The 25,031-nt window shown below is 65.1% G+C and carries 21 protein-coding genes and 2 tRNA genes; 8 read left to right on the top strand and 15 right to left on the bottom strand.

The genetic code is table 11. The features are described 5' to 3' along the window. Nucleotides 1-8: 8 nt before the first annotated feature. The 5 genes from clpX to FOS14_RS09260 all read right to left on the bottom strand — a co-directional run bounded on the left by clpX (nucleotide 9) and on the right by FOS14_RS09260 (nucleotide 4,604). Complete coding sequence (gene clpX / locus FOS14_RS09280; RefSeq protein WP_143770011.1) at nucleotides 9-1,289, bottom strand: ATP-dependent Clp protease ATP-binding subunit ClpX; 1,281 nt, start codon at nucleotides 1,287-1,289, stop codon at nucleotides 9-11. A 272-nt stretch (nucleotides 1,290-1,561) separates the two neighbouring features. Further along, nucleotides 1,562-2,206, bottom strand: a complete 645-nt coding sequence (locus FOS14_RS09275; RefSeq protein WP_143770010.1) for an ATP-dependent Clp protease proteolytic subunit — start codon at nucleotides 2,204-2,206, stop codon at nucleotides 1,562-1,564. Nucleotides 2,207-2,248: 42 nt separating this feature from the next. Continuing rightward, nucleotides 2,249-2,839 carry an ATP-dependent Clp protease proteolytic subunit gene (locus tag FOS14_RS09270; RefSeq protein WP_143770175.1) on the bottom strand — a complete coding sequence of 197 codons (591 nt, stop codon included), beginning with the start codon at nucleotides 2,837-2,839 and terminating at the stop codon, nucleotides 2,249-2,251. Nucleotides 2,840-3,018: 179 nt separating this feature from the next. Next, entirely contained in the window at nucleotides 3,019-4,413 is a 1,395-nt protein-coding gene (gene tig / locus FOS14_RS09265) for a trigger factor (RefSeq protein ID WP_143770009.1), read from the bottom strand. 117 nt (nucleotides 4,414-4,530) lie between these two features. Further along, a tRNA-Pro gene (locus tag FOS14_RS09260) sits at nucleotides 4,531-4,604 on the bottom strand. Nucleotides 4,605-4,753: 149 nt separating this feature from the next. Here FOS14_RS09260 and FOS14_RS09255 point away from each other — a divergent pair. After that, nucleotides 4,754-4,824, top strand: a tRNA-Gly gene (locus FOS14_RS09255). A 181-nt stretch (nucleotides 4,825-5,005) separates the two neighbouring features. Next, the gene (locus FOS14_RS09250) at nucleotides 5,006-5,329 is read left to right on the top strand and encodes a hypothetical protein (RefSeq protein ID WP_143770008.1); all 324 of its coding nucleotides are present in this window, start codon (nucleotides 5,006-5,008) and stop codon (nucleotides 5,327-5,329) included. Nucleotides 5,330-5,365: 36 nt separating this feature from the next. Here FOS14_RS09250 and FOS14_RS09245 read toward each other — a convergent pair whose 3' ends face one another. Next, on the bottom strand, nucleotides 5,366-6,085 hold the full coding sequence (locus FOS14_RS09245) for a hypothetical protein (RefSeq protein WP_143770007.1): 720 nt from the start codon (nucleotides 6,083-6,085) through the stop codon (nucleotides 5,366-5,368). Between the two features lie 189 nt (nucleotides 6,086-6,274). On the opposite strand from FOS14_RS09245, the gene FOS14_RS09240 reads away from it, so the two are divergent. Then, nucleotides 6,275-7,162 (top strand): DUF1542 domain-containing protein, encoded by an 888-nt coding sequence (locus FOS14_RS09240; RefSeq protein ID WP_143770006.1) that lies wholly within the window; start codon nucleotides 6,275-6,277, stop codon nucleotides 7,160-7,162. Here the strand turns inward: FOS14_RS09240 and FOS14_RS09235 are convergent. Continuing rightward, nucleotides 7,159-7,956 carry an Fpg/Nei family DNA glycosylase gene (locus tag FOS14_RS09235; RefSeq protein ID WP_143770005.1) on the bottom strand — a complete coding sequence of 266 codons (798 nt, stop codon included), beginning with the start codon at nucleotides 7,954-7,956 and terminating at the stop codon, nucleotides 7,159-7,161. The two genes, FOS14_RS09240 and FOS14_RS09235, sit on opposite strands and share 4 nt — an antisense overlap. A gap of 110 nt (nucleotides 7,957-8,066) precedes the next feature. Between FOS14_RS09235 and FOS14_RS09230 the strand changes: the two genes are divergently transcribed. Further along, nucleotides 8,067-9,014 carry a M48 family metallopeptidase gene (locus FOS14_RS09230; protein ID WP_143770004.1) on the top strand — a complete coding sequence of 316 codons (948 nt, stop codon included), beginning with the start codon at nucleotides 8,067-8,069 and terminating at the stop codon, nucleotides 9,012-9,014. Between the two features lie 5 nt (nucleotides 9,015-9,019). Here FOS14_RS09230 and FOS14_RS09225 read toward each other — a convergent pair whose 3' ends face one another. Continuing rightward, complete coding sequence (locus FOS14_RS09225; protein ID WP_143770003.1) at nucleotides 9,020-9,667, bottom strand: DsbA family protein; 648 nt, start codon at nucleotides 9,665-9,667, stop codon at nucleotides 9,020-9,022. A 207-nt stretch (nucleotides 9,668-9,874) separates the two neighbouring features. On the opposite strand from FOS14_RS09225, the gene FOS14_RS09220 reads away from it, so the two are divergent. Next, nucleotides 9,875-11,095, top strand: coding sequence for an NAD(P)/FAD-dependent oxidoreductase (locus tag FOS14_RS09220; RefSeq protein ID WP_143770002.1), 1,221 nt, complete (start codon nucleotides 9,875-9,877; stop codon nucleotides 11,093-11,095). Nucleotides 11,096-11,120: 25 nt separating this feature from the next. Continuing rightward, the gene (gene pepN, locus FOS14_RS09215) at nucleotides 11,121-13,697 is read left to right on the top strand and encodes an aminopeptidase N (protein ID WP_143770001.1); all 2,577 of its coding nucleotides are present in this window, start codon (nucleotides 11,121-11,123) and stop codon (nucleotides 13,695-13,697) included. Between the two features lie 5 nt (nucleotides 13,698-13,702). Here the strand turns inward: pepN and FOS14_RS09210 are convergent, their stop codons facing one another. The 4 genes from FOS14_RS09210 to FOS14_RS09195 form a co-directional block, all read right to left on the bottom strand. Further along, a complete protein-coding gene (locus tag FOS14_RS09210) occupies nucleotides 13,703-15,073 on the bottom strand; it encodes a lipase family protein (protein ID WP_143770000.1) in 1,371 nt (456 codons plus the stop codon). Between the two features lie 180 nt (nucleotides 15,074-15,253). After that, nucleotides 15,254-15,727, bottom strand: a complete 474-nt coding sequence (locus FOS14_RS09205; protein WP_143769999.1) for a DUF5130 domain-containing protein — start codon at nucleotides 15,725-15,727, stop codon at nucleotides 15,254-15,256. Continuing rightward, nucleotides 15,714-15,983, bottom strand: a complete 270-nt coding sequence (locus tag FOS14_RS09200; protein WP_143769998.1) for a hypothetical protein — start codon at nucleotides 15,981-15,983, stop codon at nucleotides 15,714-15,716. Before FOS14_RS09200 ends, FOS14_RS09205 begins: the two co-directional genes overlap by 14 nt. Before the next feature lie 52 nt (nucleotides 15,984-16,035). Then, nucleotides 16,036-16,683 carry an HNH endonuclease gene (locus tag FOS14_RS09195; RefSeq protein ID WP_143769997.1) on the bottom strand — a complete coding sequence of 216 codons (648 nt, stop codon included), beginning with the start codon at nucleotides 16,681-16,683 and terminating at the stop codon, nucleotides 16,036-16,038. Nucleotides 16,684-16,959: 276 nt separating this feature from the next. Between FOS14_RS09195 and FOS14_RS09190 the strand changes: the two genes are divergently transcribed. After that, entirely contained in the window at nucleotides 16,960-17,367 is a 408-nt protein-coding gene (locus FOS14_RS09190) for a globin (protein WP_304944897.1), read from the top strand. Between the two features lie 9 nt (nucleotides 17,368-17,376). Further along, nucleotides 17,377-18,954, top strand: a complete 1,578-nt coding sequence (locus FOS14_RS09185; protein ID WP_143769996.1) for an alpha-amylase family glycosyl hydrolase — start codon at nucleotides 17,377-17,379, stop codon at nucleotides 18,952-18,954. A gap of 4 nt (nucleotides 18,955-18,958) precedes the next feature. On the opposite strand, the gene FOS14_RS09180 is transcribed toward FOS14_RS09185, so the two are convergent. The 3 genes from FOS14_RS09180 to FOS14_RS09170 all read right to left on the bottom strand — a co-directional run bounded on the left by FOS14_RS09180 (nucleotide 18,959) and on the right by FOS14_RS09170 (nucleotide 24,991). Next, a complete protein-coding gene (locus FOS14_RS09180; RefSeq protein ID WP_143769995.1) occupies nucleotides 18,959-19,627 on the bottom strand; it encodes a hypothetical protein in 669 nt (222 codons plus the stop codon). Beyond that, nucleotides 19,620-20,033: a thioesterase family protein gene (locus FOS14_RS09175; protein WP_255450212.1), complete on the bottom strand. Its 414-nt coding sequence runs from the start codon at nucleotides 20,031-20,033 to the stop codon at nucleotides 19,620-19,622. Before FOS14_RS09175 ends, FOS14_RS09180 begins: the two co-directional genes overlap by 8 nt. Before the next feature lie 65 nt (nucleotides 20,034-20,098). Further along, nucleotides 20,099-24,991, bottom strand: a complete 4,893-nt coding sequence (locus FOS14_RS09170) for an NAD-glutamate dehydrogenase (RefSeq protein ID WP_143769994.1) — start codon at nucleotides 24,989-24,991, stop codon at nucleotides 20,099-20,101. Nucleotides 24,992-25,031: the final 40 nt, after the last annotated feature.

Here is a 25,031-nt window from a genome sequence, read left to right as displayed (position 1 = left end):
GCGCCCCACTACGCCGACTTGTCGCGGCGCTCCTGCCGCTCACGTTTGCGCGGGACGATGGTCGGCAACACGTTGTCGACCACGGTTTCCTCGGTCACGACAACCTTCGCGACGTCGTCGCGGCTCGGGATGTCATACATCACCGGCTGCAGCACTTCCTCCATGATGGCGCGCAAGCCACGGGCACCGGTGCCGCGCAGGATCGCCTGGTCGGCCACGGCCTCGAGCGCGTCCGGCGTGAACTCCAACTCGACGCCATCCATCTCGAACAGCCGCGCGTACTGCTTGACCAGTGCGTTCTTCGGCTCGGAGAGGATCTTGACCAGTGAAGCCTTGTCCAAGTTGGTCACCGAGGCCACCACCGGAAGGCGGCCGATGAACTCTGGAATCAACCCGAACTTGATGAGGTCCTCCGGCATGACCTCGGCGAAGTGATCGGTCGTGTCGATGTCCGCCTTCGAGTGCACCTCGGCGCCGAACCCGATCCCCCGCTTACCGATGCGGTCGGAGACGATCTTCTCCAGACCCGCAAACGCACCGGCCACGATGAAGAGCACGTTGGTCGTGTCGATCTGGATGAATTCCTGGTGCGGGTGCTTGCGGCCGCCCTGCGGCGGCACGCTCGCCTGGGTGCCTTCCAGGATCTTCAGCAGCGCCTGCTGGACACCCTCACCGGAGACGTCGCGCGTAATCGAGGGATTCTCGCTCTTGCGGGCAATCTTGTCGACCTCGTCGATGTAGATGATGCCGGTCTCGGCGCGCTTGACGTCGTAATCTGCGGCCTGGATGAGCTTGAGAAGGATGTTTTCCACATCCTCACCGACGTAGCCGGCTTCGGTCAGCGCGGTGGCGTCGGCGATGGCGAACGGGACATTGAGCATCTTCGCCAGCGTCTGGGCCAGGTAGGTCTTGCCACAACCGGTCGGGCCGAGCATGAGGATGTTCGACTTGGCCAACTCGACGGTTTCTCCGCGGCTGTCGCGGCCCTTGTCGCCGGCCTGGATCCGCTTGTAATGGTTGTAGACGGCCACCGCGAGGGTGCGCTTGGCCGTGTCCTGGCCGATGACGTAGTTCTCGAGGAAGTCCCGGATCTCCGCAGGTTTGGGCAGCTCGTCGAGCTTCACCTCGCTGGACTCGGCGAGCTCCTCCTCGATGATTTCGTTGCACAGATCGATGCACTCGTCGCAGATGTAGACGCCGGGACCCGCAATGAGCTTCTTGACCTGCTTCTGGCTCTTTCCGCAGAAGGAGCACTTCAACAGGTCGCCGCCGTCACCGATGCGCGCCATCTTGTGGGTCCCTACTTCCTTGTCTGCCCGCGACCAACAACTTCCGCTGTGCGGTTTAGAAGCTGTTGCTCATGATGTGACCGTACCCGCATATCGGGATCGAGGTCGACTGCTTACCGGCGATTCGCGTCGGGAACAACAGAGATTGTCCACTTCGCTCCCCAGCCGTTGCGCGTTCAACTTTTCCGTCGGCGGTTGGGCTCTAGCCTCACGTGCGCCTGCCGGTTTCGGCGTTAAGCCGCGCAACGGCGTGTCGCAGTATCGCGCACGAGCTACTTCTGCGCGCTCAGCTTCCGGTAGCCGAACACCTGGTCGATGATCCCGTATTCGACAGCCTCTTCGGCGGTCAGAATCTTGTCGCGGTCGGTGTCTTTGCGGATGGTCTCGGCATCCTTGCCGGTGTGGCGGGCCAGCGTCGTCTCCATCAGGTGCCGCATGCGCTCGATCTCGGCCGCCTGAATTTCCAGGTCGGACACCTGACCCTGAATACCGCCCTCGACCGCGGGCTGGTGGATGAGCACGCGGGCATTGGGCAGGCAGGCGCGCTTGCCGGGAGTGCCGGCGGCCAGCAGCACGGCGGCCGCGGACGCGGCTTGGCCGAGGCACACCGTCGCCACGTCGGCCCGCACGTACTGCATGGTGTCGTAGATGGCCATCAGCGCCGTGAACGAACCACCGGGCGAGTTGATGTACATCGTGATGTCGCGGTCCGGGTCTTGGGACTCGAGCACGAGCAGCTGCGCCATCAGGTCGTTGGCCGAGACGTCGTCGACCTGCGAGCCGAGGAAAATGATGCGCTCCTCGAACAACTTGTTGTAGGGGTCGGAAGTCTTGACGCCGTAGGTGGTCTGTTCGGTGAATTGCGGCAGGATGTAGCGCGAATTGGGCAGGTGGCGTGGGTCGAAGAGGTTGGCCATATCAGCTCCAGAAGTCGGTGGGTGGGTGCCGAGGGGCGGGGACTAGTTCGAGCCGGTTCCGCCGGCCTGGCGGGCACGAGAGACGACGTGGTCGACGAAGCCGTACTCGAGCGCTTCATCGGCCGAGAACCACCGGTCCCGATCCGCATCGGCCGTCACCTGCTCGACGCTGCGACCGGTGTGCAGCGCCTGCAACTCGTTGAGTTCCCGCTTGGTGCGGGCGAGCAGCTGGGCGGTGATTGCGATGTCAGCGGCGGTACCGCCGAAACCGCCCGACGGCTGGTGCATCATGATCCGCGCGTGCGGCAGCGCGTAGCGCTTGCCTTTGGTGCCGGCGGTCAGCAAGAACTGCCCCATCGAGGCCGCCATGCCCATGCCGTAGGTGGCGATGTCACATTCGACGAACTGCATCGTGTCGTAGATCGCCATCCCGGCGCTGACCGAACCACCCGGAGAGTTGATGTACAGCGCGATGTCGCGGGTGGGGTCCTCCGCTGACAGCAGCAGCATCTGGGCGCACAACTTATTCGCAATGTCGTCGTCGACCTGGGTGCCCAGGAAGATGATCCGTTCGCGCAGCAGCCGCTCGTACACCGAGTCGCTCAGGTTCATGCCCGATCCCGGCGACGTCATCATCGGCTCGCCCGCTCGACTGTTGGTCCTCACGCCTACCTGCCTTCTCATCGCTGCTTCGGTGCTTTCTTGCTCGCTCTTACTGTGAACACTAACCAAGTAGGGCGACACCGGAGTCCCGGTGCCGCCCTACTTCGCTCAAAGCGGAAATCGCGCGCGGTGCGCGGAGTTACCGCCGACTACTCGACAGCGGTTTCGCCCTCGGCGGCTGCGGCGTCGTCATCGGCGTCGGCTTCGCTCGCCTCGCCGGTCGCCGGGCTGCCGAACAGCTCCTTGGTGTCGATCACCGTGCCGTCGCTGTCGGTGACCTGGACCCGCTCGACCACGCTGGCAAGCGCCTTGCCGCGTCGTACGTCGGCGAACACGGCGCCCAGCTGGTTGGCTTGCTGGATCTGCTGGATGAACTGCTCCGGGGACATGCCGTAACGCTGTGCCTGGAACACGATGCGCTCGGTCAGCTCCTCCTGCCCCACCTGCGTCTGCTCGGCCTCGGCGATCGCGTCGAGCAGCAACTGGACCTTCACCGACCGCTCGGCCTGCTCCTTGGTCTCGGCGTCGAACTCCTCGCGGCTGCTGCCCTGGGCCTCGAGCAGCGCGTTGAGTTGTGCCTCGTCGTGGCCGAAGCCGTGCACCGCGTCATGCAGCTGAGCGTCGACCTCGGACTGCACCACGGTCTCCGGGACCGGAATTTCGACCGTCTCGAGCAGCTTCTCGAGCACCTCGTCGCGAATGTGACCGGCCTGCTCGACCCGCTTGACCCGCTCGATGCGCTCGCGAAGATCGGCCTTGAGTTCGTCGAGCGTGTCGAACTCGCTGGCGAGCTGTGCGAACTCGTCATCCTCGGCCGGCAATTCGCGTTCCTTGACGGTCTGCACAGTCACGGTCACCACGGCGTCTTCACCCGCGTGGTCGCCCGCAAGGAGTTTGGTGGTGAAGTCCTTCGACTGCCCCGCTTCCATACCGATCAGCGCCTCGTCGAGCCCCTCGATGAGTTGCCCGGAACCGACCGCGTGCGACAGGCCGCTCGCGGTCGCCTCCTCGACCGGCTCGCCGTCGACGGTGGCCGACAAATCGATGGAGACGAAATCGCCGTCCTGCACTCCACGCTCGACACCGGTCAGGGTGCCGAACCGCTGGCGCAGCGAGAGCAGTTGTTCGGCAATGTCGTCATCGTCGACCGAGACGGGGTCGACCGAAACGCTCAGCGTGCTGTAGTCCGGCAGCTCGATCTCCGGACGAACATCGACCTCGGCCGTGAAGGCGAGTTCCTGGCCGTCCTCGATCTTGGTGATTTCGATGTCCGGCTGGCCGAGCACCTTGAGATTGTTCGACATCACGGCTTCGCTGTAGCGGCCCGGCAGCACGTCGTTGACCACCTGCTCGAGGATCGCCCCGCGGCCGAGCCTCGCCTCGAGCAGCTTCGCCGGCGCCTTGCCTGGACGGAACCCGGGAATACGGACCTGCTGGGCCAGCGCCTTGTATGCGCGGTCGAAATCGGGCTTGAGTTCCTCGAAGGGCACCTCAACGTTGATCCGGACTCGCGTCGGGCTCAGCTGCTCGACGGTGCTCTTCACGGACATGCTCCTTTTGCTTGAAATCTCGAAATCTCTCGCCGGGCTACGCCCGCTCGGCCATACAGCGTATCCGCAATGCTGGCCCGACTCCCTGCTCGGGTGGCCGGTCGAAAATTGTCGGGGTGACAGGATTTGAACCTGCGACCCTCCGCTCCCAAAGCGGATGCGCTACCAAGCTGCGCTACACCCCGTGACATCTCCTGGCGATCCGACCTACCCATGCGCCAGATCCGGCTCATGATCCTACAGCCTCACGCCGATTACCGATCCGACAGCGGCATTCGGTACAGTCTTTCAACGCACACGACATCAGTGGCGATCCCTCAGGTGTCGTATGCCTGCCGATGTAGCTCAATGGTAGAGCCCCAGTCTTCCAAACTGGTTACGCGGGTTCGATTCCCGTCATCGGCTCCGATCCCCACCTAATTCCCAGGCGCACAACAGTCTTTCTCGAGCCGACGGCACTGCGATGGGTTGCGGCGCCATTTGCTGCATCGTCTATCGACCGCTGGGATTCTCACGGCGCCAACCCGGCCGGAGTTCAGGGGTGATCATTGTGCAGTTCTGCTCATTTCGACGCACGAGCCTACGAGTGGCGACGGCCGCCGCACTCGCAACAATCCCGTTGGCGGCTATTGCGGCGCCCGCGATCGCAGACACGTTGCCCGGCGTCAATCCAGTCGACAACAACTGGAACAACAACGACCCTCGATGGCACCACCACCGAAACGGCCCTGGCAACTGGGCGCCGCAGAACCTGACGCCGCCCTGGCAGCAGCAGCAACAACAACAACAACAACAACAACCGCTCGGTCTCCAGCAACTGCTGCCGCAAAACCAGCAGTCGCAGACAACCGACCCCTTGCAGTCGCTACTGGGCAGCTTGAACCTCGGCCAGCTTTCGCAGAGCGCGTAACCCGCGCTCATCCCGCGCCCCTGTCGCTCAGGGGGCTCAGGGCTGAGCCAACGCCGTCCCAGCGCCCACCACGGCACCGATTCCCCCGCCGACCGCGGCAAATGGCGCCGCAGTCACGGCCGCGCCGATTGCCGCGCCCACGACCGGCAACACGACCAGGCCGCCGGGCAGGAACGGCACCCCGGCGATCAGGCCGGCCAAGCCGCCGACCAACCCGCCGACGGCGGCGAACGGAAAGCCGACGGTCCCCATCGCGATGCCGGCACCGATCGCCGTATCACCGAGGGTGGAGGCGGCCAGCCGGTCGGAACGCTGCGGCGACAATCCGATCGAGTCGCCGGCCGTGGCCAGTTGCGCCTCCATCCCGGCTGCGGTGTCGTTGATCTGCTTGGTGGTCGGCGCGTCGAGCACGCTGGGGGTGTCGACCTGCAGATCACCGATGCGGATCTTGCCCGGGGGCGCGGCAATTGGCGCCACCGGCGCGACCGGAGTCGGCGCGTGCAGGCCCATGATCGGCCCGAGAAGACCAGCTTCTGGGATCGGACGGATACCAGGCGCGTTGCGTACAGCCGGAGCTTGGTAGGCAACGTCGTTCAGTACGACGGGGAACGGCACCGCGGGTGTCACCGGGTCGGCGTTGGCAACGCCGGCGCCGGCCGCCGCGATGGCCACCGGCAGCGCAGTGACCACGGCAATAGCCAATGGGCGGTGGAATTTACTGTCGAGCCGATGTTGTCCCTGCTTCGTCTTGGCCATTGGCTGACGACCTCTCTACGGCGAGTATTTGGCAGCTCTTCGCTGGATGCTATTCGGATACCTCGCCGATTTGGATCGGTTCTGTCGACATTTTCCGGCGATGTCCGATCCTGCGGTCCGGTTTCGACGGCGGGCGCCCGGCACCCAGGTCGGTAGGCTGGCGAATACCGGACCGTCGGAAGGACTGTCGTGGAACTTGTGCTCGTCCTCGTACTCGTCGTCGTGGTCGGCCTCGTCGTCATCGCCGCAACTCGACGCTCCGGCCAGCGCGCTAATTCTGAGCAACTGGCAGACGCGAAAGCCGATGCGCGCCAGGCGATCGAGCGGCTGGGCGGTCAGGTGTACATGCTGGTCGGCTCCAACGATGCCGCAAAGCAGGCGCTGGCCGACGCTTCGGAGCGGCTCAATGCCGCCGGGTCGCAAATCGACCAGGCACAGACGGTCACCCAGGCCAGGATCGCGAAACAGACTGCTCTGGAAGGGCTTTACTACATTCGGGCGGCACGCATCGCGATGAACATGGATCCCGGCCCGGAGATTCCCACGCTGGCCGGACAACAGTCCGCGGGTCGAGTCAGCGAGGACCGCAAGATCGACTTCGAGGGCCGGCAGGTGGCCGCCTCGCCGAACCCATCTGCCCAGACACCCAACTACTTTCCGGGTGGCCGGGTCGCGGGCCGTCCCGTCCCCGCCGGTTGGTATTCGGAACCCTGGTGGCGCCCCGCCCTGATCGGAGGTGCGTGGGGCGTCGGTTCCATGCTGCTGTTCTCCTCGCTGTTCTCGGGGATGTCCGGCGTCGGGTACGACGAGAACGCGTTTGCTAACGGCTACGGGGACGGCTACCAGGATGGCTTCGATGCCGCAAACGCCGACCAGTCAGCCGATTTCGCCGACAGTCAAGGCGACTGGGCCGGCCCCGACGGCGGCGACCCGAGCGGCGGCGACCCGAGCGGCGGCGACCCGAGCGGCGGCGACCCGAGCGGCGGCGACCCGAGCGGCGGCGACTGGAGTGGCGGCGATTGGGGCGGTTTCGACGGCGGCGGCTTTGACGGCGGCGGGTTCGATGGCGGTTTCTAGCCGGCTTGGCAGGTGGGGCACCAGAACAGGTTTCGGCCTTCCATGACTTGATGGGCAACCGGCGTGCCGCAGATTCGACAGTTCGACCCGATGCGGCGATAGACGTAAGTGCGTGGCCGACCCTTTGCGTAGCCGGGTTCGCCGTGGTCGTCTTCACGACGAATGGTGATTATCTTGCCGCGCCGCAACGCTATTCGCATCAACTGCACCAGGTCGTCCCACATGGCAGCCCAGGTTTCGCGGTCCATGTCGGTGCCCGGCCGAAACGGGGAAACCTCGTGCCGAAACAACAATTCGGCGCGATAGACGTTGCCGACCCCGGCCAGTACCCGCTGATCCATCAGCAATGCGCCGATCGGCTTGCGCGACTTGGCGATTCGGGCCCACGCTAGCTCCGGATCAGCCTTGCGCCGCAACGGATCCGGGCCGAGGCGCGCCGCGATCGCCTCCCATTCCGGCGCATGCAGAACCTCACATGCGGTGGGCCCGCGCAGGTCAGCGCCGAAACCCTCGCCGACCATTCGCATCCGCACCTGTCCAACGGGCTCACCCATCGGCAGCACAGCTTCCGAGAACGCACCGTACAAGCCCAGGTGCACGTGCACCATCAGCCCGGAGTCGTAGTGGTGCAGCAGGTGTTTGCCCCAGGCTTCGGCTTTGACCAGCACTCTGCCGTCGACCAGGGCCGCGCCCTCGGCGAACTTTCCTTGCGGGCTGGACACCCGCACCGGCGAACCGGCGAACTGTTGCTGGTGCACGCGGGCTAGCCGGTGCAACGTGGGACCTTCGGGCATACTACTGGCTACCGCTCGTGGTGACTGGCCGCTCGATTGGCGGCTGATCGCGGGTCATGGCAACAATTCTGGCAGACGGCGAATACCGGCAATGACTACTGTCACGTGCTATGGCCTCCAAGCTTCCCGCACCCGCACCCTTCGGTCCGGCGCCGGCCGATCAGTGGCCGCAACCGCCGGCGCCGCGCAGTTTGTCACCGTACGGCCGGCCCGCGTTTCACTCGTGGGAAATCCCGCTGCTGGTACTCGTAACCGTCTGCACGGTCGCGCTGTACACCGCCGGCATCTCCGCGGTCGCCACCGGTCAGGTCAGCGACTTTCTGTTGCTGATCCTGCTGGCACCAGTGGTCGTGTTCATCCGGCGCGGGCTGACTTACGCCAGTCCGCGCGTCAACGGGATCCAGATGACGCCCACCCAGTTTCCCGAGGGCTATTACCTGGTCGTCGAGGCCGCGCAGCGGTTCGGGATGAGCTACGTTCCCGATGCCTTCGTGGTGCTGGGCAACGGTCAGATCAACGCGTTCGCGGCCGGCCACGGATTCCGCCGCTTCGTCACCGTCTACAGCGACCTGTTCGAGGTCGGCGGGCAGGCTCGGAACCCGGATGCGCTGGCCTTCATCATCGGCCACGAGGTGGGACACATTGCCGCCGGGCATGTTTCGTACTGGCGACAGCTGGCAATGTTTGCCATGCAATATCTGCCGGTGCTCGGTTCGTCGCTGTCGCGGGCTATGGAGTACACCGCCGACAACCACGGCTTCGTCAATCGTCCGCAGGGTGCGTCCGGGGCGATGGCAACCCTCGGTGCCGGCAAGTACCTCAACCAGCATGTCGGTTTCGACGAACTCGCCGACCGCGCCCGCACGGAAACCGGCCTGTTCGTGTGGCTGAACAACCTGTTGGCGACGCATCCCGTGCTGACCTGGCGAGCGCATGCCCTGCGGGACCGCTCGCGCGACGGGAACCTGTTTTGGCGTCCGCATCCGGCGCGCACCGCGCCGACCCAACCGATGGTCACCGGCCCCGCGCAACCACCCGCCAACTGGACAACAGGGTAGATCGGTCAGTCGAACTGCGGACCCTCGGTCCGCGTCCGCTTCAGCTCGAAGAAGTGCGGGTACGCCGCCAACGCCACGGAAGCGTCCCAGAGTTTGCCGGCTTCCTCACCGCGCGGAATCCGGGACAGCACGGGGCCGAAGAAAGCGACGCCGTTGACGTGAATGGTCGGCGTGCCCACGTCGTCGCCGACCGCGTCCATTCCGGCGTGGTGGCTCTTGGACAGCGCATCGTCGTACTCGGTGCTCTCGGCCGCGGCTGCGAGATCCGCAGGCAGCCCCACCTCGGCGAGCGAATCGGCGATCACCGCAGCGAGAGTCTCGGCGTAGCTGTCGCGTTCATATTCGCTGCGCCGCTCGTGAATCCGGGTACCCATCGCCGTGTACAGCGGCGGCAGCACCTGATCGCCGAAGCGTTGGGCGGCCGCGATCGCCACGCGCACCGGTCCCCTGCCGGCCTCTACGAGATTGCGGTAGTTGTCGTCGACGGCCCTTCCCTCATTGAGGATCGCCAGACTCATCACGTGGAAGTTCACCTCGACGTCGCGAACCTTCTCGACCTCGAGAATCCAGCGTGACGTGATCCAGCACCACGGACACAGCGGGTCGAACCAGAAATCAGCGGTGTCCTTGCCGCCGTCCGACGCAGAACTCATCAGCGCTCACCCTTCCATGCCGCGGTTAGCTTCGCTCACAACTATTCCTCAACAACAACCGGTTGCATGGCGAGATCATTCCGCGGTGTCGGTGGGGCGCACTAGGGTCGAAGGCAGATCGAACGACGACGCGATTGCCGAACGGCGCGGTGCGCTCCACCAGCACTCATCGCGCACGACTTGCCGCAACGAAAAGGAGTGGTCGAAATGTCCGATGAGCAAACGATCGTCATCGTCGGCGCTGGCCTGGCCGGAGCCAAGACGGCAGAGGCGCTGCGCGACAACGATTTCCCCGGGCGGGTGGTGCTGATCGGCGCGGAGGAGCATCTTCCTTACGACCGACCGCCGTTGTCCAAGGAGTATCTGCAGGGCAAGAAGTCGTTCGACGAGATCGTCTTGCAGCCGCGCCAGTGGTTCCGCGACCACCATGTCGATCTGCAGCTCGGCACCACCGTCACCGGTGTGGACCGCGACGCAAAGACCGTATCCCTGCCGGACGGTTCCACACTGTCCTACGACAAGCTGGTGCTGGCTACCGGGTCATCATCGGCACGACCGCCGATCCCCGGCGCCGACGCCGCCGGTGTCTATTACCTACGCAACGTCGAAGAGTCCGACGCACTGAAGTCACTGTTCGGTCCCGGTAAGCGGCTGGCGATCATCGGTGCGGGCTGGATCGGGCTCGAGGTGGCCGCGGCCGCGCGTGAGGCCGGAACCGAGGTGACCGTCGTCGAGGCCGCCGAGCACCCGTTGCAAGCCGCACTAGGCCCCGAAATGGGCGCGGTCTTCGCCGAACTCCACCGTCAGCACGGCGTCGAATTCCACTTCACTGCGAAGGTCTCCGAAATCACCACCGACGACGGCCGCGCCAGCGGAGTGCGGCTCGGTGACGGTTCGACCATCTCGGCCGACGCCGTACTGGTCGCCGTGGGCGCCCGCCCCAACATTGCGCTGGCCAGCGACGCGGGACTGGACACCAACAAGGGCGTCCAGGTCGACGCGTCGCTGCGCACCAGCGATCCGGACATCGTCGCGGTGGGCGACATCGCCGAGGAGCAACATCCGACGCTGGGCACGGTTCGCGTCGAGCACTGGGCAAATGCGCTCAATCAGCCAGCCGTCGCGGCCGCCACGCTGGTCGGCAAGGACACCGCCTACGACCGCCTCCCCTACTTCTTCACCGACCAATACGACCTCGGGATGGAGTACACCGGTTACGCCACGGACTATGCGCAGGTGGTTGTCCGCGGCGACACGGACAAGCGCGAGTTTCTGGCGTTCTGGCTCGATGATGACCGCCGCGTGAAAGCGGCCATGAACGTGAACATCTGGGATGTGACCGATAAGTTCAAGGAGCTCATCAACTCCGGCAGATCGGTCGATCCCGCACGGCTAGCCGATCCCTCGGTGCCGCTCGAAGACGCCTGATTCTCGCCTCGAAGGAGCACGACCAGTGGTAGCACCCAATCTGACCCGCGACCAGGCCGCGGAACGAGCCGCGCTGCTCGATGTCCGCAATTACCTCGTCGAACTCGACCTCACCGACGGCGCCGGTAATCCGAGTGTGGGCACGTTCTTTTCGCGCAGCACCATTACGTTCTACGCCACCGAGGGAGCCAGCACCTTCGTGGACCTGGTGGCACCCAAGCTGCGTAGCGCCGTTCTCAACGGCGTGGCGATCGATGTCGACGGCTACGACGAATCCCAAGGTCTCACCCTGCACAACCTCGCGTCGACGAACGAACTCGTGATCGAGGCGGATTGCGAATATTCGCACACCGGGGAGGGCCTACACCGCTTCGTCGATCCCACCGACGATGCGGTCTACCTGTACTCGCAATTCGAAACCGCCGATGCCAAGCGCATGTTCGCCTGTTTCGACCAACCGGATCTCAAGGCCACCTTCGACATTGTGGTGACGGCGCCGCACGACTGGAAGGTGGTGTCCAACGGCCACACCAAGGGCAACGACGGCGGTCAAGAAAATACCCACCACTTCTCCACCACCCCCCGCATGAGCACTTACCTGGTCGCGCTGATCGCGGGCCCGTACGCGCACTGGAGCGACAGCTATACAGATTCCTATGGCACCATTCCGCTGCGCATCTTCTGCCGTGCCTCGCTGGCGGAGTACATGGATGCCGACCGGTTGTTCACCGAAACGAAGCAAGGTTTTGCCTTCTACCACAAGAATTTCGGCATTCCTTATGCGTTCGGCAAGTACGACCAGTTGTTCGTCCCCGAGTTCAACGCGGGCGCCATGGAGAACGCGGGCGCGGTGACGTTCCTCGAGGACTACGTCTTCCGGTCGAAGGTCACCCGCGCATCCTATGAGCGGCGCGCCGAAACCGTGCTGCACGAGATGGCGCACATGTGGTTCGGCGACTTGGTCACCATGAAGTGGTGGGACGACCTGTGGCTCAACGAATCCTTCGCCACTTTCGCCTCGGTGCTGTGCCAGGCCGAAGCCACCGAATACACCAACGCCTGGACCACGTTTGCGAACGTCGAGAAGTCCTGGGCGTACCGGCAGGATCAGTTGCCCTCCACCCATCCCATCGCGGCCGATATCCCCGACCTGGCGGCGGTTGAGGTGAACTTCGATGGCATCACCTACGCCAAGGGCGCCAGCGTGCTCAAGCAACTCGTCGCTTACGTGGGCCTGGAACCGTTCCTGGCCGGTCTGCGGGATTACTTCGCCGACCATGCCTACGAGAACGCGACATTCGACGATCTGCTGGCGGCGTTGGAAAAGTCTTCCGGCCGTGACCTTTCCGACTGGGGCGCGCAGTGGCTCAAGACGACCGGCCTCAATATCCTGCGGCCGGACTTCCACACCGACGATCAGGGCCGGTTCACCTCCTTCGCCATCGTGCAGGAGGGCGCCGAACCCGGTGCGGGTGAGCGACGGGTGCACCGCCTGGCGGTCGGGATCTACGCCGACCAGGGCGGAAAGCTGGTGCGCACCAAGCGGGTCGAACTCGATCTCCCGGCTGCCGAGCGCACCGACGTCAACGAGCTGATCGGCGTGCAGCGGGGCGATCTGGTCTTGCTCAACGACGACGACCTCACCTACTGCTCGGTGCGGCTCGACGCGGATTCGCTTGCCACCCTGGTGAACCGAATCGGTGATATTGCCGAACCACTGCCCCGCACGCTGGCGTGGTCGGCAGCGTGGGAGATGACGCGCCAGGCCGAGTTCCGCGCCCGTGACTTCGTCGCGCTGGTGCAGCGCGGGGTGGGCGCGGAAACCGAAGTCGGTGTGGTGCAGCGTCTTTTGATGCAGGCGCAAACAGCGCTGAGCAGTTATGCGGACCCGGACTGGGCAGCTGCGGAAGGTTGGCCTGGTTTCGCGAACCGGTTGCTCGAACTCGCCCGCGAGGCGGCACCAGGCTCGGACCATCAACTGGCATTCATCAACGCGCTGACCGGCTCATTGTTGTCGGACTGGCACATCGAAGTTCTGCAGGAACTGCTCGACTGCAAACCCGAATCGGTTGGTTTGGCGGGGCTTACCGTCGACACCGACTTGCGGTGGCGGTTGGTCTACGCGTTGGCCGCTGCCGGCGAGATCGACGCCGACGGTCCCGAAACGCCGTTCATCGACGCCGAGATAGCGCGGGATCCCACTGCCGCCGGTCGGCGCCTTGCCGCCCGTGCTGCCGCCGCACGTCCGCAAGCCGAGGTCAAGGAACAGGCTTGGGCCACCGCCGTATACGACGATGCGGTGCCGAACATCACCGCCCGCGCCATCATCGAAGGCTTCGCTCCGGTGGGGCAACGCGAACTGCTCGCGCCCTATCTGCAGCGGTACTTCTCCGACGTCCGCGGAGTGTGGGAGCGCCGCTCGAGCGAGGTGGCTCAGACCGTCGTCATCGGGCTGTACCCGTCGTGGGCGATCAGCGACGAAGCGATCAAGGCCGCCGACGAGTTCCTCGCCCAAGACCTCCCGCCGGCGTTGCGCCGACTGATCATCGAGGGACGGGCCGGGGTGCAGCGATCCCTCGCGGCACGCGCCGTCGACCGCTGAGTCGATCAGGCCGTTTGCGCCTGCAACTGAGTCTCGCTCGGGCGCAGGCGCAAACGGCGGGTGTGCTTGATGGGGCGTCCGGTAATCATGCGCGCGGCCACCAAGGCCAGCCGCGTGTAACCGCGGATCGCCTTCACCGAAAGCGCAACGGAGAGCACATTCTTCGTGCGCGGTCGGGCCAGCGGGCGGCCGGCAAAGCGGTCGGAGAGCCATTCCAGCGCCGCCGGTGCCGCAAGCACCATAAGCGACACGTGCTCGCTCAGTTGATCGCGGAGGTACTCCACGTGCGCGCCGCCGTCGCGATAGCGCTTCGCCTGGCCGTCCACGTCATCGACCGCGATGATCTGGTCGTGCACGGGCTGCATCATCAGCACCGGGCACTGCGGCGTCCGATTGCCCAGCCGTAAGTCGTCGAGAACCTCGAGCACTTCGGGGGTGGCGAGCAAATCGGCGAGCGGGATGTCGATGTAGTGGTCGAAGTCATCGCCCGCGAAGCGCAGCACTGCCGCCGCGGTGGAGAGCTTCTCGATTTCGTCCAGCCGCGCCAGGCCTTCGGCGTTGGTGTGCTGACGGAGCACCCGGTCGAGGCCCGGGTAGATGTGGCGCAGCCCTGCCACCACGAGCGACGGCAAACCGGCGTGCATGGTGCCGTTGAGCCGGATGAACGTCTCCCCCGGGTCACCGACCGAGGCGCCCAGCGCCGCCCCGACGATGTCGATTTCAGGCGCATACTCGGGGGCCATCTCGATGACCCACGAGCTTGCCATGCCGCCGCCGGAGTATCCCCAAACTCCAACCGCCGTATCGGCACTGAGTCCCAGCGGCACGAAATTCATGGCCGCACGGATGCCGTCGAGCACCCGGTAACCCGGCTCGCGCGCGGCGCCGAAATATCCTGACCGGCCCTCGTGATCGGCGATCGAGACGGCCCATCCCCGGTCGAGAGCATTGGCGATGATCATCAACTCGAGCTGTGGCACAGCACCGAATGCCCGCGCACCAAGCCGCAACGCATACGAGGGAAAACACTGGGGAGCGACCGCATCGATCGCACACTGATACGCGAGCAGCGGGCGGTCGACGTCCGGACGGGCGTCGGCAGGCAGCAGCACCGTCGTGACCGCCGCCTCTGGCACGCCGTTGAGATCGCAGCTGCGGTACAACAACTGCCAGGCCGAAAACTTCTGCTTGACCAGGCCGAACAGTGCAATCTCGACCTTGCGACTGCGCAGCACCGTGCCCTTGGGAAGAACCCCGAAGCCGCTCGGCGGCTGGTAGAAGGGGTCCGCGTCCGGCAGCAGGGGCCGACGGCCCCGCGATCGAACGACCTTGGGCACACACACCCGATCGGCTGATACGTCGACGTTGACGCTCATGGGTTCTCGCTTCCGTGGCGGGACAGAAAGAACAGCCGGGCGATGGTATCAGCGAGGCGTTGTCAGCTACCCATCGCCCATGATCCGCCGGTGACCGGAATCACTTCACCCGATCTACCGTCGCCAGCTGCCTCAGCGTTACCGCCCACCACGAAAGCGTTAACCAAATGTTTTACTGCGTCAGGCGCTGGCGATGGCGGCCGCCATGACCCGAATGGACGCCACAATGCCGTCGATTAGGTCGCCGTCGCCCAGGGAGGCCACGGCCGCGGTCACGCCGAGTTGCAGCACCCGGTCGTTGGCTCGGTCGGAGACGTCGCGCCCCGAGCGGATCTCCACGGCCCGCTGGTTCGGCAGCACGGCCAGCAGCACCGATCGGCGCGCCTCCGGAGTGCTCGGGAAAAGGTGATCGACGCCTGCGGCGAAGTCCTCGCCGAGGTCGCCGAGATAGACGTTGAACCGAACTTTCGTGCGCCGCGTCGCGTCGGTCAACGCGTTGTCGAGCCGGATCAACTCCATCTGGGTGAACGGCAGTTCCGGAAACTCCGCACCGGCACGGTGCACCGCCGAGACACGGCCGCTGGTGGTCACCACGCTGCCGACGGGCAGCTCATCCTCGATGACTGCCGGCCACTTGTGCTCACCACTTGCCACTTGCCCTACCTCCGATCAGATTCGCCGCGCCCGACTCGATGGCGGCCTGGCCATGGTCATCGTGTCCGCCGTGCACCGTCACCTCGTCGGTGGCGCTCCACAGGACGGGTTCATGGGTCCATTTCTGGCCCAGGTCGTAATGCTTGGGGTGCGACCCCGCGATCGGATTACGGCCGATGAACGACAACGAGGCAATGATCAGGGTGATCAGCAGCGGAATGCCGGCGTAAATCAGCGCTGTCTCGAGAATGCTCACCAGCCAACGGTAATCCACGGCGCTGCACGACCGCGCAGGAACCACCGCGAAACTACGCCGCGCCTTCCCCGAGGTAGCGCAGCCAGACCGGGTCTACCTCCTGTGCGGTGGCCAGCAGTCGCCACTGCGGGCCCTTGGGCGGCACCGGCACGGCGCGCAGCGTCCAGCCCAGCTCGCTGAGCAGCCGATCGGCCTTGCGGTGATTGCACGGCGCACAACTTGCCACGCAGTTCTCCCACGAGTGCGCGCCGCCGCGGCTGCGGGGCACCACATGGTCGATCGTCTCGGCCTTCCCGCCGCAGTACGCGCACCGGAAGCGGTCGCGGTGCATCAACGCGGCGCGGGTCAGCGGGACCCGCGCGCGGTAGGGCACCCGAACGTAGTTTCGCAGCCTGATCACCGACGGCACGGCGACCGAGCACCCGGCCGAGTGAATGACCGGACCGTCCGGGTCGTCGTGTACGGGATCTGCCTTATCGCACACGAGCAGGACGACGGCTCGGCGCACAGGCAGCGCGGTCAGCGGTTCATAGGTGGCGTTGAGCAGGAGGACGCGGCGTTTGACCCATGCCGGCACGGTATTGGTAGCTCGATGAGACTCGGGATAGACGTGCAACAACGAGGCGCCCGCACGGCTGTGGGCGTCGGCGGGCACGGACTGTCGGTGGTTACGCCGTTGCGTTGTGTGGCCCTGCTTCATGAAACCTCATGCTCGATCCGACCGGCGAAGGTCGCCCCAAGGGGAGCTCTCCAAGTTGACCACGGATTTCCGGCGAGCGCACGCCGATTCTCGACATCGTTGGCCGGGTCGCTACTACCAGTTCGCGCGGCCGCTCGTTCCGGAAGCAGGGGTCCCCACCCGCTCGCCGACGCAAGCAGCGGTCCCCCGCTTCCTGGTCGGCGCCGACGGTCATAGGCAGAATGGACATCGGCTGTGACGAATGACCGGCACCCGTTCGAAGGATGGAAACACTCTGTGACTGACCTGCTGCCCGGAGAGCCGCAAACCTTTTACGACGCTGTCGGCGGCGCGGAGACGTTTCGCCGGTTGATCGCGCGCTTCTACGCCGAGGTCGCCAAGGACGAGATCGTGCGCCCGCTGTATCCGGAGGAAGACCTGGGTCCGGCGGAGCGCCGTTTCCGGATGTTCCTCGAGCAGTACTGGGGCGGTCCGCGGACCTACTCCGAGGAGCGCGGCCATCCCCGCTTGCGGATGCGGCACATGCCGTTTCGGATCGGACCCTTACAACGCGACGCCTGGCTGCGGTGCATGCACACCGCGATCGCCTCCATCGAGCCGTCGGTGCTCGACGACGCCCACCGCAAGCAGCTCATCGACTACATGGAAATGGCCGCCCACTCGCTGGTCAATTCACCGATCTGAGGGCAGCCCGTGACTGCGACTTCGGAGCACCCATGGTGGCGGGAGGCCGTCTTCTACCAGGTGTACCCGCGCTCTTTCGCCGATTCCAACGGAGACGGCGTCGGCGACCTCGCCGGTATTCGCGCCCATCTGGACTATCTCGAGGACCTCGGGATTCAGGCGATCTGGCTGTGCCCGGTGATGCGTTCGCCGATGGCCGACGGCGGCTACGACGTCTCCGACCCGCGCTCGATCGACCCGCTGTTCGGCAGTCTCGACGACATGGATGCGCTGATCGCCGACGCTCACGCGCGCGGAATCCGGGTGATCATGGACGTCGTGCCCAACCACACCAGCATCGAACACCCGTGGTTCGGTGAAGCGGTCGCCGCTGGGCGGGGCAGTCGAGCGCGGGAGCGCTACATCTTTCGCGACGGGCGCGGCATCCACGGCAGTGAGCCGCCGAACAACTGGCCGAGCATCTTCGGTGGCTCGGCATGGACGCGCATCACCGAGCCCGACGGTTCCCCGGGGCAGTGGTACCTGCACCTGTTCGCGCCCGAACAGCCGGACCTGAATTGGGAAAATCCGGAGGTCTTCGAGGATCTCGCCACCACCTTGCGGTTCTGGCTGGACCGCGGCGTCGACGGGTTTCGCATCGACGTCGCCCACGGCTTGGCTAAACCGGAGGGTCTACCGGACATGACCATCACGGACAACCGCCTCCTCGCCCACAACGACGCCGACATCCGCTTCAACGACGAGGGCGTGCACGACATTCACCGCAAGATCCGCAAGGTCATCGACGAATATCCGGAGGCGGTGACCATCGGTGAGGTGTGGGTCGATGACAATGCCCGTTTCGGGCGCTACCTGCGCGCCGACGAATTGCATCTGGCCTTCAACTTTCGGCTCGCGGAAACGAAGTTCGATGCTCGGGCCGTTCGCGATGCCATCGAGAATTCGTTGCTCGCGGTCGCCGAGGTAGGCGCCACTCCTACGTGGACGTTGTCCAATCACGATGTGCGCCGCGAGGTGAGCCGTTACGGCGGCGGGCCTGTCGGAGAGGCGCGTGCCCGCGCTATGGCCATGGTCGAACTGGCGCTGCCTGGCGCCGTGTTCATCTATAACGGCTCGGAACTCGGCCTGCCCAACGTCGACGACCTGCCCGAGGACGTCTTGCAGGATCCGGCTTGGGAACGCTCCGGCCACACCGAGCGCGGCCGGGACGGCTGCCGAGTTCCGTTGCCCTGGAAAGCGGCTACGCCGCCGTTCGGTTTCACCACGGCAGCGCGTTCCTGGCTACCGATACCGCCGGACTGGGCCGATCGAACCGTCGAACGCCAACGTAGTGACCCGTCATCGATGGTCTCGTTCTACCGCGCCGCTCTGCGACTTCGCGCCGAGCGCACGGAATTCGGCGGCGCGGGCGTGGTGTGGCTGCCCGGCCCCTCCGGTGCCGTGCTGTTCCAGCGCCCACGCGGCCTGATCTGCGTCCTCAACGCCGGTCCGACGCCGGTGGAATTGCCGGCCGGAAACGTCCTGCTCGCCAGCGCGCCGATTGTCGACGGTCTACTGCCGACGGATTCCGCCGCGTGGCTGGTCTGAGCTGCTAACCGACCGTCAGCGACAGTCCGCTACCCCGCCGTTTGGCCACCGACCCGAACCGCGCGTCGAGCCGGAGCCACGCTGAAGTAGCCCGCACCCGAACCAATTCCGCAGGATCGATCCGCGCGGCGTCCGCGTCGGAACCGACGTCGGGAACGAAACCCATGGCGGCAAGGGCAAAGACAACGCGCATCGCTACGCCTACCCGCTCGCCCGCACCCTCGACCGTGAGCACGTCCTGGTCCAGCAGCGAGGTCGGCGGCCCGTGTTCCCCCCCGTGCTCCTTGGCGAGTTCGACACCGCGCTGAGCCAATTCGATCAACTCTTTCGCCGGCACGTCGTCGATGTGGGTGAACCCTTTGTCCGGTGGTAGCGCGCCGCGCCAGGCCGAATCCATGGAGTATCCCAAGTCGATCGGCACATCGGACTGCGTTCGTAACCCGTCGACGATGACGTCCGCAGCAACAGTCGTGTCCGACGGACGCACCGTACCGTTGACGGAACGAACGGCCAGCACGTCGAAACCTGTTGTCGCCCAGACACCGACCAGCCCGTCGCCCCGCTGCCGCAGCCGCAGTACCGGGGAGTCGTCCAGCCTGCGCACGGCGGCGACAAACGCGGCGAGGTTGTCCCTGTCCGTCTGCGCGGGAATCGTCAGTGCGCGCTCAGTCACGTTGCCACGACTTCAGATACGCGCGCTCGGCGGCCGAGAGGCGGCGCAGCCGCTGGGCTTCGATGTCGAACACGGCTATCTGGGTGGAAGCAATCACGGCCGGCGGGTCCGTGACCGCAGCGCTGGCCGGTCGCACCTCGTAGCCGATGGTGAAGTCGACGGCACGCAACTTCTCGATCCACATCAAAATGTCGAGTGGAGTATCGGTGTGGGTCAGTTGCGCGCGATAGCGCACGTGCAGGTCGGCGATAACGCACCCGCTGCGCAGCGTGACGGTCGGCCGATCGTCGTAGAACAGCCACGGAATTCGGGCCTCTTCCAACAGCGTGACCATGCGCGCGTGGTTGATGTGCTGGAAGACGTCCATGTCCGACCAGCGGACTTCCACCTTGCTGTGATAGCCAATGAGCCCGGGAACCGTTGCGGGACCGTGAGTTGCGGGTAGTTGCGTATCCGTTTCTGCGGTCTGGCTCAACGGCCTGCCTCCTGAGCTCCGGCTCCACTTACCATGCTGCGCACCTGCCGAGCCGCGACCGACAGCGTCGCAAGATCATGAGTACCCGACTCGAAGATCTCCGCGAGCGCGGCGCGTGCACGAACCAACCGCGATTGGTTGGTCGACTCCCAGTATGCGATCTTGTCTTCGGCCGACTCATCCGGGTCGGTTCCGCGCAGCACGTCGAGCGTCAGCGAGCGCAGCGAGCTGTAAAGGTCATCGCGTAACGCCAAGCGAGCCAACGCATGCCAGCGGTCGCCGCGCGCGAGGCCGGTCACCGCATGCAGCAGCCAGTCGATGTGCAGGTGTGCATCGATGGCGAAATACAGAGTGCCGACCTCGTCGGTATCGCGGTCGGTGATCTCGGCGATGTCGATGATGTCCAGCAATGGATACAAGTCGAGCAGGCCGAACACTTCCGCGGCCAATTCGCGCGGGGCACCGGCGTCGACCACCGCCGACAATGCGTCGCTGGGCTGATGCCCGTCGAGCCAATCGGGAACCCGCTCGGCCAACTCCTTCACTTGGCTGGTGTACCGGTTGATTTCGGCGCCAACAGCTATCGGCTGGGGCCGGTTCATCAATAACCAGCGCGACACCCGGTCGAGCATTCGCTTGCTCTCCAACTCCAGCCGGTCCAGCACGGACACCGGCGCATCGGCAGTGCGAATGCGCTGCCAGAGGCCGCGCAGGTCGAAGATGTCACTGGCCGCCGCGAACGCCCGGATGGCGTCGGTGCTGCTTGCGCCCGCCTCCTCGGCCAGTCGGAAGGTGTACGTGATGCCGCCGAGATCGATGACTTCGTTCGCCAGCATCGTCGACACAATCTGCCGGCGCAGCGGGTGCGCTTTGATCGCCTTGCCGAAGCGTTCCCGCAGCGGGTGAGGGAAGTAGTTGGGCAGTTGACGCGCGAACACCTCCATGTCGGGCAGATCGGTGGCCAGCAGGTCGTCCTTCAGCGAGAGCTTGACGTGGGCCATGAGGGTGGCCAGTTCTGGCGAGGTCAGGCCTCGATTGTCTTGGCGCCGACGGGCGATCTCCTGTTCCGACGGCAGGGCCTCCAGTTCGCGGTCGAGCCCGCGGTGCTGTTCGAGTTCGTCGATCACCCGCCGATGCACGCTCAGCATGGCCGGCGCCTCCGCGCGCGACAGACCCATCAGGTAGTTCTGCGAAATATTGTCTTGCAGAACAAGTTCGGAGACCTCCTCGGTCATCGATGCGAGCAGCGGATTGCGCTCGTCGGCGGGCAGGTCGCCGCTGCTGACCAAGCGGTCGAGCAAGATTTTGATGTTGACCTCGTGGTCGGAACAATCCACGCCGGCCGAGTTGTCCAGCGCATCGGTGTTCATCTTGCCGCCGTGCTGACAGAACTCGATGCGCCCCAACGCCGTTACGCCGAGGTTGCCGCCCTCGCCGATTACCTTCACGCGAAGATCGTTGCCGTTCACTCGAACTGCGTCGTTCGACTTGTCCCCCACATCAGCGTTGGACTCGGTACTGGCCTTGATGTAGGTGCCGATACCGCCGTTCCACAGCAGATCCACCGGCGCCCGCAAAATGGCGCGGACCATGTCGGGTGGTGACAACGACGTGACCGATTCGTCCAGACCCAATGCGTCGCGCGCCTGTTCGCTGACGGGGATCGACTTACGGGTTCGCTCCCAGACACCGCCTCCCTCGCTGATCAGGTCGGTGTTGTAGTCCGCCCAGGACGAGCGCGGCAAGTCGAACATGCGCTTGCGCTCCTCGAATGACCGTGCGGCATCCGGATTCGGATCGAGGAAGATGTGCCGGTGGTCGAAGGCCGCGACGAGCCGGATGTGTTCGGACAGCAGCATCCCGTTGCCGAAGACGTCGCCGCTCATATCGCCGATCCCGACGACGGTGAAATCCTCGGTCTGCGTGTCGTGGTCCATTTCGCGGAAGTGCCGCTTGACGGCCTCCCACGCACCCTTGGCGGTGATGCCCATGGCCTTGTGGTCGTAGCCGGCGGATCCGCCGGAGGCGAAAGCGTCATCGAGCCAGAAACCATATTGGCGCGCAACGTCGTTGGCGATGTCGGAGAAGGTCGCGGTGCCCTTGTCGGCAGCCACCACCAGGTAGGTGTCATCTCCGTCTTTACGAACCACCCGCGGCGGCGGCAAAACCTTGCCCGAGGCGCGATCGACGTTGTCGGTCACGTCGAGCAATCCGGAAATGAACAGCCGGTAGCAGGCCACTCCTTCGTCCCGGAACGCCTGCCGGTCGGCGGCGGCATCGTCGGTCGACGCCGGCGGATCCTTCACGACGAATCCGCCCTTCGCGCCGACCGGCACGATCACCGCATTCTTTACCGCCTGCGCCTTGACCAGGCCCAGGATCTCGGTGCGGAAGTCTTCCTGTCGATCGGACCAGCGCAGGCCACCGCGGGCGACCGGACCGAACCGCAGATGCACGCCCTCGACCCGCGGGGCGTACACGAAAACCTCGAAACGCGGTCTGGGCTTGGGCAATTCGGAAATTTCTCGGGGCTCGACCTTGAACGACAGCAGCGGACGGTCCGCGTCGTCGCCGTTGCCGACGAAGTAGTTGGTCCGCAACGTCGCCTTCATCAATCCCAACATGGCGCGCAGAATCCGGTCCACGTCCAGGCTGACCACAGCATCGATCTCTTCGCGCAGTTGCTGTTCGAGGTCGTCGGCCCGCTCCTCGGAGGCGTTGTCCGGGTCGAAATTTGCCTTGAAGAACTCGACCAGTAACCGGGCAGTATCCGGCTGGTTCAGCAGCACCCGGGCGATGTTGAACTGGCTGTACGGAAAACCGGCCTGCCGCAGGTATTTTGCGTAAGCGCGCAGCATGGCCACTTCCCGCCAGTGCAGTCCGGCCCGCAACACGAGTTCGTTGAAGTTGTCGGCCTCAGCATCGCGGAACCACGTCGCCCGGAATGCGTCGGTGAAGCGGCGCTGCAGATCGAGTTCTTCGATAGTGTCGTTCGAGTGGGTCTTTTCGACCAGCGCCGTGTCCATGTTCTGGTCTAGGGCGCCGCGCAGTAGTTCCGACGGGGCGACGAGGCCGAAGTCGTAGATCCAGCGTTGTGGCCCCGAGCGCAGTTGAACCGAGTACGGTCGTTCATCGCGCACTTCGACACCCAGGCTCTGCAATACCGGAAGCACCTGGCTCAGTGAAATGCCGGCTCCGGCGATGTAGAGGGTGAATCGCCAATGCCCCTTCTCCGCATCCTCGTTGCGGTAGAGGTGCATGTCGATCTTGCCCTCTTCGAGGCGTTCCAGCCGCACGATGTCGGCCACCGCGCGAGATGCGTCGAAGTCCTGCTTGTAGGCCTCGGGAAACACCTCGCCGTAACGCTGCGCCAGTGCCCGGTCCACCTCCGAGGTCTCCTCGACCTCGTCGCCCAGATAGTCGTCCCACGTGCGACTGGCCTGCGTCAGCAACTCCTGGATTCGCAGCCGGTTGTTTTCCGAGCAATCGACAGGCTTCTTGGCGTCGGTCGGCCGACGAACTGTGAAATGGACGTTGGCGAGGTCGGATTCGGTCACCCGGGCCGAGTACTCGATCGACACACCGCCGAGTTCGCGCACCAGAATGTCCTGCATCTCTAAGCGCACGCGCGTGGTGTAGCGATCGCGCGGCAGGTAAACGAGGCAGGACACATACCGGCCGAAGATGTCTTCACGCAGGAACAGCCGCACCTGCCGGCGCAGGCCGACATTCAGCACCGTGCTGGTGGTGGCGAACAGCGTGTCTTCGTCGGAAGAGAACAGCTCCGTGCGCGGGAACGACTGAATGACCTCGAGCATCGCCTGGCCCGAGAACGAGTTCATGTCGTAGCCGGCGCGCTCGATGACGTTGCGCACCCGCCGCTCGATGACCGGAATTTCCAGCACATTCTCATGCAGTGCCGTCCCGGTGAACAGTCCGACGAACATGTGCTCGCCAACGATGGATCCGGACTCGTCGAGCGCGGCCGTCGCGACGAAGTACGGATACACCGCACGGTGGATGGTCGAGGGAGCCGAGCCCTGGGTGAGCGTCAGCAGCGGTCGGTCGGGGCCGACTATCGGCTCCGGGATGTCGGTGTCGGTGCTGGATGACAGGTCCGGACGCAAGAGCCCCAGCCCGCTTTCGGCGGCCGCCTCGGCCTTGCCGGCGCCGTCGGCGTCGTAGCGGCGATAGCCCAAGAGCCGATAATGGCCGTCGGACAGCCACCGCAGCAGCCGGGCGCAATCGGCCAATTCTGTCGCCGAATACGGTCCGTCTCCGGAGTCCGCGACCTGTTCGAGGCGGTCCGCGAGTTCGGTCTGCACTCTGCACATCTCAGGCGTGTCCGCGACCACCCGCCGGACGTTGGCAAGCACCGACGTGACGTTCTCCTCGATGCGGTCGAGAACTTTCTCCTCGGTGGACGGATGCAGTTGGACGTGCATCCACGACTCACGGATCCGCCCATCTGGCGGCGGCCGATCGACGTCATAGGGCTCGACGCGCTCCAGTTGCCCGTCGTCACTGCGCACGACGTCGAAAATCGGATGGACTATCTCGCTCAGCGACGCGCCGTGGCGGGCGATCATCGACGTCACCGATTGCACCAACAGCGGCATATCGTCGGTCACGATCTGTACGGCCGCGCCAATTCCGGAGTCGTCACCAGGCCGGTAAACGCGCGTCACGGCTTGGTTTTCCGGCCGGTTCAGTGCCAACTGGACGTGACGAGCGAAAACGGCCTGCGAGCTCGACGTAACCCCGCAGTCGGCGTCGCCGGTGTCGATGTGACGGAAATACGCCTGTTCGAGTTCGTCGAGGTCTGAGCGCAACTTCTCAGACAGCCGCGATTTCCATTCGGTGTCCGACAGTTCAGACGAAGCCGCCATGGTGACCCGCTCTCCTCATCGACGCGCCGAGGCAATTCCG

The sequence above is a fragment of the Skermania sp. ID1734 genome (genome assembly GCF_007489285.1).
Classification (GTDB): Bacteria; Actinomycetota; Actinomycetes; order Mycobacteriales; family Mycobacteriaceae; genus ID1734.
Note: the sequence above shows the minus strand (reverse complement) of the source record. Positions and strands in the feature narration are given on the sequence as shown.